Annotated in this window: 7 protein-coding genes and 2 rRNA genes; 8 read left to right on the top strand and 1 reads right to left on the bottom strand. The window is 56.1% G+C overall.

Translation table 11 applies throughout. The annotated features are described in order from the left end of the window. The 3 genes from CQR48_RS07910 to CQR48_RS07900 form a co-directional block, all read left to right on the top strand. A 23S ribosomal RNA gene (locus CQR48_RS07910) occupies positions 1 to 464 on the top strand; the annotation flags it as partial. Between the two features lie 169 nt (positions 465 to 633). Beyond that, positions 634 to 750, top strand: a 5S ribosomal RNA gene (gene rrf / locus CQR48_RS07905). A gap of 432 nt (positions 751 to 1,182) precedes the next feature. Continuing rightward, entirely contained in the window at positions 1,183 to 1,827 is a 645-nt protein-coding gene (locus CQR48_RS07900; RefSeq protein WP_101452530.1) for a 5' nucleotidase, NT5C type, read from the top strand. A gap of 697 nt (positions 1,828 to 2,524) precedes the next feature. Here the strand turns inward: CQR48_RS07900 and CQR48_RS07895 are convergent. Further along, positions 2,525 to 3,541 carry a LacI family DNA-binding transcriptional regulator gene (locus tag CQR48_RS07895; protein ID WP_101452529.1) on the bottom strand — a complete coding sequence of 339 codons (1,017 nt, stop codon included), beginning with the start codon at positions 3,539 to 3,541 and terminating at the stop codon, positions 2,525 to 2,527. Between the two features lie 290 nt (positions 3,542 to 3,831). On the opposite strand from CQR48_RS07895, the gene CQR48_RS07890 reads away from it, so the two are divergent. The 5 genes from CQR48_RS07890 (at position 3,832) to CQR48_RS07870 (ending at position 11,235) form a co-directional block, all read left to right on the top strand. Beyond that, positions 3,832 to 5,217: an extracellular solute-binding protein gene (locus CQR48_RS07890; RefSeq protein ID WP_101452528.1), complete on the top strand. Its 1,386-nt coding sequence runs from the start codon at positions 3,832 to 3,834 to the stop codon at positions 5,215 to 5,217. A 156-nt stretch (positions 5,218 to 5,373) separates the two neighbouring features. Further along, positions 5,374 to 6,261, top strand: coding sequence for a carbohydrate ABC transporter permease (locus CQR48_RS07885; protein ID WP_101452527.1), 888 nt, complete (start codon positions 5,374 to 5,376; stop codon positions 6,259 to 6,261). Beyond that, positions 6,258 to 7,079: a carbohydrate ABC transporter permease gene (locus CQR48_RS07880; protein ID WP_029575713.1), complete on the top strand. Its 822-nt coding sequence runs from the start codon at positions 6,258 to 6,260 to the stop codon at positions 7,077 to 7,079. The genes CQR48_RS07885 and CQR48_RS07880 overlap by 4 nt, the downstream gene beginning before the upstream one ends. Positions 7,080 to 7,164: 85 nt before the next feature. After that, positions 7,165 to 9,675, top strand: a complete 2,511-nt coding sequence (locus tag CQR48_RS07875) for a glycoside hydrolase family 31 protein (RefSeq protein WP_244898975.1) — start codon at positions 7,165 to 7,167, stop codon at positions 9,673 to 9,675. Positions 9,676 to 9,825: 150 nt separating this feature from the next. Then, positions 9,826 to 11,235: an MATE family efflux transporter gene (locus tag CQR48_RS07870; RefSeq protein ID WP_484785474.1), complete on the top strand. Its 1,410-nt coding sequence runs from the start codon at positions 9,826 to 9,828 to the stop codon at positions 11,233 to 11,235. Positions 11,236 to 11,315: the final 80 nt, after the last annotated feature.

Below are 11,315 nucleotides of genomic sequence, written 5' to 3'. Positions count from 1 at the left end.
CCCCGGGGATAACAGGCTGATCATTCCCAAGAGTCCATATCGACGGGATGGTTTGGCACCTCGATGTCGGCTCGTCGCATCCTGGGGCTGGAGCAGGTCCCAAGGGTTCGGCTGTTCGCCGATCAAAGCGGCACGCGAGCTGGGTTCAGAACGTCGTGAGACAGTTTGGTCTCTATCCTCTGCGCTCGTTGGAATCCTGAGGAGGCCTGCCCATAGTACGAGAGGACCTGGGTGGACGAACCTCTGGTATGCCGGTCGTCACGCCAGTGGCGCGGCCGGTTGGCTACGTTCGGGAGGGATAACCGCTGAAAGCATCTAAGCGGGAAGCCTGCTCCGAGATCAGGATTCCGTGACCCCCCTGGGGGTCTGGAGACTCCATGGAGAACACGTGGTTGATAGGCCGGACGTGGAAGCCCCGCGAGGGGTGGAGCCGACCGGTACTAACAGTCGAACGGCAACACACACACCCGCCCATACAGGGTGGCAAGAACAAACGAGAGCATCACCCGGACGACAGGGAGACACCCTGCACGTCACATGGATCAATCCTTCAGTCGCGTCCACTATCCGGTCCCCAACCCACCACACCAGCCCCCACGGGCGTGATGGCCCGCGGGATGACAATTGAAGATTTGCGGCGGCCATGGCCCAGGGGAGACGCCCGGACCCATTCCGAACCCGGAAGCTAAGACCTGGCACGGCGATGGTACTGCACCCGGAAGGGTGTGGGAGAGTAGCACGCCGCCGCACCCAAACCTTGAAAGGGAGGGGACACCACACGTGCCCCCTCCCTTTTCACATACCCCGGACACACACGCGAACACGCCCGGATGATCACGACAGGGCATGCCGGACACGCGAGGCGAATCCCATACCCGGACACACGACACCGGCACACCGGGAATCAAAAATCGCACATATGACCCGCAGCAAGATTGCGCACGTCCGTTGCTCAACATGCCTGCTTCGAGCTCTCGTTCTGGTTTTCATGTTTCAGCGTCTATTCTTTGGCAATCCCAATCGTTTGTTAAACCTGTATTCTCAATCCTTGTAAACATGCGCATTGTATTTTGCTTCATTACTCTTGAACCATCAGATTCAGATTTCCGCCCCGGCGTGTCGCCCTCATATCATGAGAAATATATCTTGTTTCTGGTTACGGCTTAGCTTAGGAGAGGTTCTATGGTTCCGTCGAATTATGAGTCACCTCATGCGGATGTCGATTCTGCAGGCACTGATGTGTATCGTGTTCTGGATTTAGATCTTGACGGCGTCTGCGCGGATTATACGGAAGCCATGCGTCAGTGGCTTGTTCGTGCTGGTCGTATGGCAGCCGATACTTTTCCAGATATGACTAGGTACGAAATGACATTGGCGACCGGTTGGCCGTTTAGCACGGTAGATGAGTACAAGCAGGCTCACAAAGAGGCAGAAGCCGACCACCTTTATGCGACCATGCCAGTCATCAATGGCGTGCCCGAGGCCTTGCAACGTCTTGCAGATGCGCACGTATACATCAGAGTCGTTACCCATCGCTTGTTTGTTTCCGGACAGCATCAGATTGTCGTCTCAGATACGGCCAAATGGCTTGATGACAACCATATCCCATATATGTCCTTGTGCTTCACCGGTTTGAAAGACACAATGCACGCGTCCATTCACATTGATGACTCCCCAGCGAATATTCTCGCATTGCGGCAAGCCGGCGAACACGTCGTAGTCTTTGACCAGCCATACAACAGGGACTTGGATGGGCCACGCATGTCAGCATGGGATGAGACCAGTGTCTCTAAGCTCATGGCATGGATGGATCGGTGGCCCGAGTAACGGCATCCTTGACTTGCTAACGAGCTGCGCCGCCGCTCGCTTCGCTGGGTGACACATCTAAGTTGCGTGCATCGCTGAGACCCTCGTCGTTCTAGATAGCGTGGATTCAACTAGTACATGAAATCGCGCGTGACATATGAAATCAGCGTATGAGACCAGCGTATGCCCGCATGATGACGGCACTGTGTCCGTCAAGTCAGGTGTATTCATCGTATACGCTGTGCCAGCAGCAACCATGAATATCAGCGATGGTCCGTCAGAATATCTCGATTACTCGAATCCAGACGGATGATCGAAGTCGCTGAAGTGTCTACGGGTATCACCACGGCTGTTGCATTACAGCGTCGGTCACTATGCTGGTGGAATCACTTCGGAGACACCACTTTGGCGGGATTGCTGCGGTGCCGTTTCGACTACGCTTGTTTGTTGCAATCCGGCGTTTCGTTGGCATCATTATTCCGCTGTCCGTTGCGACGGGGTAGTCCACTTCGTCGGTAGCATTACTCCGGTGGCATCGTTCCTGCGTTCACTGTCCAGGAGTCCACAACGTTAGGGGCACTGGCTCGGGGTTTGCTACAATCCGGTGGTCACTATGCTGGTTGCATCACTGCGGTTACGTCACTGCGGCGGCACCACTGCGGCGGCCGCAGTGACTCTGGCATGCACGGCGGATCGGGCGTCCGTTGCGTCAGCAGGTTTACAACAGTGGAGAAGTGCGAGGCTTGGCTGTGGACCCACGCACTTGCAGCTGAACGGGGAAGGTCTCAAAGGGTTCATGCACTGGCCGTCCTTCAATCAATGCCAGGGCTTTTTGCGCCGCTTTGACAGCCATATCGTATGGGCGTTGACGAACTGTAGTGAGCTCCGCCTCTTTTGCGAACGTGCTGTCATCAAATCCCGTTACGGAGATGTCTTCAGGTATGGACAGGCCACTGCGCTGCAGTCGGAAGAATAATGGAACTGCTTGCGAATCTTGGTGGAAACACAATGCGGTCGGCGGGTTGTCCGATGCCATCATCTCGGAAATGGCGACGTCCAGGATATTATCCCCTTCTTGCACTCCCAGAGTGCGGGCGGTCAATCCGCCAATGGCATTGCAGGCTTCTTGAAAACCGACGATGCGATTATGCGAGCTGAAGCCCAGTGTCGACGAAAAAATCTCGTACAGATACAGCAGATTGCGATGCCCCAACTTGACGAGGTGCCGGACAATCAGTTTGATGCCCTCTTTGTCATTGATGCCGACCGTCGCATCGAATCCCTCGCAGGTGGTATTGATGCCGATGATGGGGATTTTTGCGGTGCCGAGACGCTTGACTTCATCAGGGCTGATGCCGAATGAAGAGACGAACACCGCATCCGCATTGCTGCGTACGGGGAGTTTTTCGAAGAACGCGTCGCGGGCCTCCAATCCTTCAATCGGGTAGATTACCAAATCGTACCCGGCATCGCGAAGCACATCGTTGAGACCGGCGATGATTTCGGCGGTGAACCACTCGATGGTTCGGCTGCCGACCAACAGGGCTATGCGATACGTCCTACCTGATTTCAGGATACCGGCTGATCGGGAGACGCTGAAGTTCAAGGCGTTGGCGGCCGCAAGCACTTTCGATCGCGTCGTTTCCGATACCTGTTCCGGGTGCGCAAAAGTGCGCGACACCGTAGCGTTTGATACCCCTGCTTTCAGCGCCACATCGCCGATGCTTGCCTTCATGACACCTCCGAACAATCTGCTGCTTGCATCAGCCTATCACGATATTCACCTTGCAACGTCAAGAACACAAGAAATGAAACTGGTTACAATTCGACACGCCGCTGCTATCGCAAGTAAAACGTGCTCACGCCTTGCAATGAAACGGTTTTCAAATGAGAACGGTTACATCATATAAAACGGCGTATTGCCAATATGAAACCCTTATCGTATGCTATTGCTTGTCGGCGGGACAATGAAAAGTCCACGAAGACGTAGACGGACTCAACCATTACAACGACGTGAGGAGTGACATGAACGTCAAGAAAAGCATTGTCGCGGCAGTGGCTGCCGTATGCATCGCCGGTTTGGCGGCATGCGGCGGCGGCACCGCTTCAGGAACTACGGACACCAAGGCGGATAAGGGCCTCAAGGTCATGGGAGATGCCATCACCTATGACCCGAACCACCTTGTCAACGGCGGGAAACCCATCCAGATTGAATATTGGAGCTGGGGCAGTAAAGGCACCGACCCGGTCTTCAAGATGATCGACTCGTATACTAAAACCTATCCGAACGTCACTATCAAAACAGTGAATGTTTCCTGGGATGATTACTGGACCAAACTGCCGCTCGCGCTCAAGGGCAAGAATGGTCCGGCCTTGTTCAACATTCACAATTCTTACGACGCGTTAATCAGACCATATGCTGCCGACTATAACATCGACACGAAAGCGTTGGAATCCGACTACTCCACAGCTGCGGTGCATGAAGACAACAACGGCAAAGTCAAGTACATCGATTCGGTGATCAACACCGGCAACATCTACTACAACAAGACCATGTGGAAAGAGGCCGGTCTCACCGACGCCGATATCCCGACCACGTGGGATGAGTTCATCCCTATCGCCCAGAAGCTGACAAAGACCGACGGCGGCAAGATCACCCAAGCCGGTTTTAACTTCAACGGCGATGCGTACAGCGCGATCTATCAAGGCTTGAACTATCAGAAAGGCGAACTGCTGTTCACCAAGGACGGCAAGAAGGCCAATTACGACAATAATGTGACCAAGGAGAACATGCAGTTCCTCAAGAACCTGTATGACAAGTACAAGGTCGGGTCTGTCGACTTCGGCAACGATTACACGCAGAGCTTCGGCAACGGACAAACCGCGATGATCTATGCGTGGGGCCATATGGAAGGCACCATGAAGGAGAAGTATCCCGACATCGACTACGGGGTGTTCGCCACGCCGACCTTCACCAAGGGCACGCCATTCGCATACGACCGCTATAACGGTGAATCGACTCCTGGTGTCAACAAGAACCAGAGCAAAGAGCAGCAGGCGGTCGCTCAGGACTTCATCAAGTATCTGCTCGCCAATGACGACTATATCCGCGAAGCGGTCGCTGAATTGAATTCCTTCCCGGCGAAGGTCACGTTGCAGGACGACAAAGAAATCCTCGCGGAGCCGGTCATGGCTGCCATCCAGCCACGTGTCAAGCGGCTGATTTGGCCCGGCCCGGCGCCGTCCACGGTTGAATCCAGCGGAACGATCGCCTTCCAGAACGTCTTCCAAAACGGCATGTCCATCGACAAAGCGCTCAAAGAGGCTCAAAACCAGATGGATGCAGATATGAAGAATTCTGATTTCGTGTCGCTGGAAAACAAATACGCTTTCTTTGACGAACACAAGTGACAGCTTGGGGTTCTTTCTCTTCCCAACCCCCATCCGGCGGCCGCAGCGTGGTTTTTCCTCTGCGCTGCGGCCGCACCTCCTTAATACGCGCGTTCGATCTGATCTGATTCGGCATCGAACAATTCACATCTCCTGAGTGGAGAGAGGCGAGCTTCTATGAACAAGAACAACGGTGAATCGATACTATCGAGAATATTCACCTTACGGAATATGGCGGTAACATTCCTCGTAGTCTACTTTGCGGTATTCCTGGCATATCCGATTGTCAAAGCGTTCGCGGGGAGTCTGCATAACTGGAACCCCCTGGTCGGAACATACGATTGGGTGGGGCTTGATAATTTCAAGCAGATTCTGACCGACGGGCTCTTCTGGCGTTCCATGTGGAATACCGCGGTATTCGCTGGCGTCTCCACATTCTTCCGCATCGTGCTCGGCCTCGGCCTGGCTCTGCTGCTGAGCGCCAAACTCGTCAAATGCAAGGACACGCTCCGCGGACTCTTCTACATGCCGACCGTTACGCCGCTTGTGGCGGTGTCCTTCGTATGGATGTGGATGTTCGACCCGCAGTTCGGCATGGTCGACAAGATCACCGGACTCGACATCAACTGGTTGCATGATACCAAGTGGGCCATGCCGGCGATCATCATCATGACCATCTGGAAGGATTTCGGATACGCTACGGTGCTGTACTTGGCTGGCCTGATGAATCTTCCGCGGGACGTGTATGAGGCGGCGGCCATTGACGGCGCCAACTCGGTGCAGACATTCTTCAGGATCACGTTGCCGCTGCTGAAATCGACCACGCTGTTCATCGTAATCACGTCGCTGATCAGCTATTTGCAAGCATACGTGCAGATTCTTGTGATGACCGAAGGCGGGCCGGGCACGTCCACCTACACCATCAGCTATCTCATTTTTGACCAGGCGTTCCAGAAGTACAACTTTGGCATTGCATCGGCGCAGGCGGTCATCCTGTTCCTGTTCACCGGTGCGCTCACCTTGATCATGTTCAAGGTCTCGGGAGATTCGGAGGGATTGGCATGAAAGCCCGCAAAATCGGCGGCATCATTCTTACGGCTTTGCTGTTCGTCGCCGCAATAATCACCATTGTTCCATTCATTTGGATGTTCATCTCATCGTTTGCTCCGAACAGTGAGATTGTCAAAGTAACCGGCGGATTATTCCCCCGACCGTCCACGATCGACAATTACGTGAGCATTCAGGCAAAATTCAATTTCATGCGGTTGTTCGCCAATTCGCTGGTGGTGGCAGTGCTGAAAACCGCAATCGCCATCTACACCAGCGCGGTGCTCGGATACGTGTTTTCAAAAATGCGGTTCCGCGGGCGCAATCTGTTGTTTGGCATCGTCATGAGCACGATGATGATTCCTTGGGCAGTGACCATCATCCCTCAATATGAGATGTTCACGAAGTGGGGATTGCAGGATACCTACACATCGCTTGTGCTGCCCGGCATGATTAGCGCTTTCGGCATTTTCCTGTTCCGCCAATCCATTTCTGGCATCTCCGACGAATTGATCGAGGCCGCGAAATTGGATGGCGCTTCGGACCTGAGGATTTTCCACAGCATCATTTTGCCGATGAGCCATAACACCATCGCTGCGCTCGCGATTTTCACATTCCTGTGGAATTGGGAAGATTATCTGTGGCCGTTCCTGATGATTACCGACGAGCGTAAGCAGCTGCTCGCCGTCGGTCTGAAAGCGTTCAACGGTCAGTATGGTACGGATTATGGCGGGCTGTTCGCCGCAACGTCATTGGCGATTGTCCCGGTCATCATCGTATATATGATTTTCCAGAAGCAGTTCATCGCCGGCATTGCGACAGGCAGCGGCAAGTGAAGGGGACAACATGGCAGAAACACCAGTCAACGTCGGCCATCAGGACAACGTATTCGTGGCATACGTGCGTTCCACGCATCCGACGATGCGTGCGTCGTCGATTGTACAGGGAGACCATTGGCGCATCGGGATCCTGACCGAATCGCTGATTCGTTTCGAATGGTCCGATTCAGGTGAATTCGAGGACAATCCCACGCAGATGGTCGTCAGCCGTGATTTCGGCACCCAACCGTGGTTCACGGTGACGCATCGCAACGGATTGCTCATCATTGACACCCCGGCCCTGTACATTACATATGACGGCAAACCGTTCAGCAAAGAAGGGCTGAGCGTGGTCGTCAAAGGTATGGCGGACTCCCAGTTCAACACTTGGCACTACGGAGACGAACCGAAGCATAATCTCAAGGGCACCGCGCGTACGCTTGATGAGGCCGATGGCGAGATCGCGCTGGGAGACGGGGTGATTTCGCGGGACGGCTGGGCGGTGATCGACGATTCCGCGGCGAATGTGATCGTACTGACGGATGAGGTGAACGGCAAGCCGAACCCTCTCGGTGCTTGGATCATGCCTCGAGACCACCAGGAAACCGACCTGTACTTCTTCGGCTATGGTCGACGCTACAGCGAGGCGGTGCGGGACTTCTACCGGCTCGCCGGGCCGACGCCGCTGCTGCCGCGTTTTGCGCTCGGCAACTGGTGGAGCCGGTATTACCGGTACACCCAGGACGAGTATCTTGAGCTCATGGACCGCTTCAAGCGCGAAGGCATCCCGTTCACCACATCGGTGATTGATATGGACTGGCATCGTGTTGACGACATCGATCCGAAATACGGCTCCGGCTGGACCGGATATTCGTGGAACAGGCAGCTGTTCCCCGACCACAAGGCATTACTGCATGATCTGCACCGGCGCGGACTCAAAGTCACGCTGAATGTGCATCCTCGGGACGGTGTACGTGCGTTTGAAGATGATTACCGGCAAGTGGCCAAGCGGGTCGGCATTGATCCCACGACCGAAGAGGCGGTGGAATTCGACCTGACAAATCCGGATTTCGTGAGCGCGTACCTTGACATGCATCATCGGTTGGAAGCCGAAGGTGTTGATTTCTGGTGGCTCGACTGGCAGCAGGGCGGTGTGACCCGTCAGCCTGGGCTTGACCCGTTGTGGGCGCTGAACCACTTGCACTATCTGGATTCTGGCCGTGGCCATGGCTGGCCGCTGACTTTCTCGCGTTATGCGGGTCCGGGGTCGCATCGGTACCCGGTCGGATTCTCCGGGGATACCGTCGTGACTTGGAAATCATTGCAATTCCAGCCGTATTTCACCGCGACCGCATCGAATATTGGTTACGGATGGTGGAGCCACGATATCGGCGGGCATATGTGCGGATACCGGGACGAGCACTTGGAGGCGCGCTGGTACCAGCTCGGCGCTTTCAGCCCAATCAATCGTCTGCATTCCAGCAACTCGCAGTTCATGGGCAAAGAGCCTTGGAATTTCTCCGCTGATGTCCGGCATGCCATGGTGGACGCTCTGCGGTTGCGTCACATGATGTTGCCGTACCTGTACACCATGAACTACCGGGCGGCGTTCGAAGGCATGCCGCTCGTCGAACCGATGTATTGGGCCGACCCGAATAATCCGCAGGCATATGAAGTCCCGGATGAATTCCGTTTCGGCACGCAGCTGTTGGTTGCGCCGATTGTCTCGGATGATGACGATTCCGCCCGACTCGGTCGCGCCGACGCATGGTTGCCGCAGGGCGAATGGTATGACTTCTTCGACGGTCGTCGGTACGCTTCTTCGAACCCGTCCGGGCGACGGTTGGAAGTATGGCGCGCCATCGATCGCATTCCTGTGTTTGCCCAGGCGGGAGGCATCGTGCCGTTGCAGGAGCTCGGCGATGGCGATGCCGTCAACGATCTGGACAATCCGCAATCCCTGCGCGTACTGGTGTTCCCCGGCGCGAATGGCCGCTTCGCGATGATTGAGGATGATGGGGTCTTCGTGCCGTCTGCGCAATCCGCGCAAATCGGCGAAGCAGACATCCACACCGCAACTACCCGCATGTCCTTCAATTGGAGGGATGCCGGCTGTACGGACGCTGACGGTGGCGGCAGCTCGCTGTTCACGGTCGCCCCGGTTGAAGGCAAGACCGACGCAGTCCCGTCACAGCGCGACTGGACGATGGTGTTCCGCGGTGTCGCTGACGTCAATCCCGCCAATATCGGCGTCGATATCGACGACACCCCCTGCGACAGTGTGGAAACCTCTTATGATGCGCGTACGCTGAGCCTATCGGTCACCGTACGTCAGGTGCCGTCTTCCGCGGGTTTGAATGTCGCGATCAGGGGAGGCTTGCACATCGCGGACAATCCGGTTGAACACGATGCACTCAATGTGCTCATGCACGCGCAAATGCCGTATGGCTCCAAGGAACATGCGATGAGGGCGATATATGAGCAAGGCGTACGTGCGATTGGCGCGTTGCGCACCTTCAAGACGGCACCCAGCTTCGGGGATGGATTATTCGCGGCGAACGGAATGCCTGATGCGGTGATTGGCGCGTTGACAGAGATTCTCCTACGCGACTGATCCGTCCGAGGTTGACGCGGTCCGGATTGACGCGGCGGCTGCGGAACCGGACATGCGCACACCGTTCGCCTTCCGGCAGCACCCGTGGTTAGGATGAATCAAGTGACAGGGAATTCATCGAATCATGGGCGCGAACAAGGCAAGTTGCCGATGCCGGTTGCGGTATCTGATACCGCGCCGGCATCCGCAGCTGCCGCGGCACCTCGTCGCGCAACCGCTGACGCACAATACCGGCGTATGACGGGCGCCCCGGTACGCGGCCTCATTCTTGCATTGTGCCTTCCTGCGGTCATCTCGAACCTGGTCACCACCGCCTATAATCTCGCGGATACATATTTCATCGGGCGGCTGGGCACATCCCAGTCCGGCGCAATCGGCATCGCCTATTCGGTGATGACTGTATTCCAAGCCTTCGGGTTCTTCTTCGGCAATGGCTCCGGCAATTCGATGAGCCGGGAACTGGGCAAACGCAACAACGAGCGTGCCGCACGTCTGTTAGCGGTCGGTTTCTGCGGAGCTGTCCTTGGCGGACTCGCATTGGCGATTCTCGGTTTGTCCACCTTGCCTCATCTGGTGGTCGTACTCGGCTCGACGCCGACCATCGCACCGTATGCCATCGCATATCTCACGCCGATTCTTCTCGCGGCTCCCATGGTGTGCGGATCGTTCGCGCTCAACGGTCTGCTGCGCTACCAAGGATTGTCCCTATACGGCATGATCGGTCTGGTCACCGGCGCATTGTTGAACTTTCTGGTCGCTCCGTTCTTGATTTTTGTTGTCAGGCTCGGCATTACCGGCGCGGGCATCGCCACCGCGATATGCCAGACCATCAGTTTCATCCTGCTGGTCACGTTTGCCGTCCGTCGCGGTGTCGTCACACTTGACGTGCGCAACAGCCGGCCGGACATGCTGCTCGTGCGCGAGATTATCGGCGGCGGCATGCCGTCGTTGCTGCGACAAGGTGCCGGTTCGCTCGCTACCACATGCGTGAATCTCGCTGCCAACCCCTTTGGTGATGCGGTTATCGCCGCCATGGCGATTGTGATGCGCGTCATGCTTGCCATCAATTCCATCATTGTCGGTCTGGGGCAAGGTTTCCAGCCGGTGTGCGGGTACAATTACGGCGCCGGACTGTACCGGCGTGTCAAGGACGGCTACTGGTTCTGCGTGCGTCTGTCAACCATCGCGCTGATGGTCATCGCGGTGCTCGCCGCGGTGCTTGCTCCCGATATCATCGCCCTGTTCCGATCCGATCCGCAGGTGGTCGCCGTCGGCACCGTAGCGTTGCGTATCCAATGCTGCACGGTGCCTCTCAACGGATTCGCGATGATGTCCAATATGATGCAGCAGACTATGGGCAGGACGGTCATCGCCTCCTTTGTGGCGGTCTGCCGACTTGGATTGTTCCTTGCTCCGGCGGTGCTGATCCTTGCGCATCTTTTCGGTGTGCCGGGTGTGCAAGCCGCGCAATCGGTTTCCGACATCATCTCCTTCATCGTGACTGTGCCGTTGCAGGCCCGGATTCTGCGGTCGCTCGGCAAACCGCGTACTACCGTGTGACCGTGCCTGTCAGCCGGGCTTGTCGCCGCATGCGCGCCCGGCGTAGCGGTTGTGGCAATGGCGGCTTGTATCATGTGGGA

Source organism: Bifidobacterium thermophilum, assembly GCF_002846655.1.
Taxonomy (GTDB): Bacteria; Actinomycetota; Actinomycetes; order Actinomycetales; family Bifidobacteriaceae; genus Bifidobacterium; species Bifidobacterium thermophilum.
This window is presented reverse-complemented; position numbering and strand designations above follow the sequence as displayed.

Coding starts and splice junctions, on each gene's coding strand:
- CQR48_RS07900 (WP_101452530.1), top strand. CDS start 1,183: ATGGTTCCGTCGAATTATGAGTCACCTCATGCGGATGTCGATTCTGCA.
- CQR48_RS07895 (WP_101452529.1), bottom strand. CDS start 3,541: ATGAAGGCAAGCATCGGCGATGTGGCGCTGAAAGCAGGGGTATCAAAC.
- CQR48_RS07890 (WP_101452528.1), top strand. CDS start 3,832: ATGAACGTCAAGAAAAGCATTGTCGCGGCAGTGGCTGCCGTATGCATC.
- CQR48_RS07885 (WP_101452527.1), top strand. CDS start 5,374: ATGAACAAGAACAACGGTGAATCGATACTATCGAGAATATTCACCTTA.
- CQR48_RS07880 (WP_029575713.1), top strand. CDS start 6,258: ATGAAAGCCCGCAAAATCGGCGGCATCATTCTTACGGCTTTGCTGTTC.
- CQR48_RS07875 (WP_244898975.1), top strand. CDS start 7,165: ATGCGTGCGTCGTCGATTGTACAGGGAGACCATTGGCGCATCGGGATC.
- CQR48_RS07870 (WP_484785474.1), top strand. CDS start 9,826: ATGCCGGTTGCGGTATCTGATACCGCGCCGGCATCCGCAGCTGCCGCG.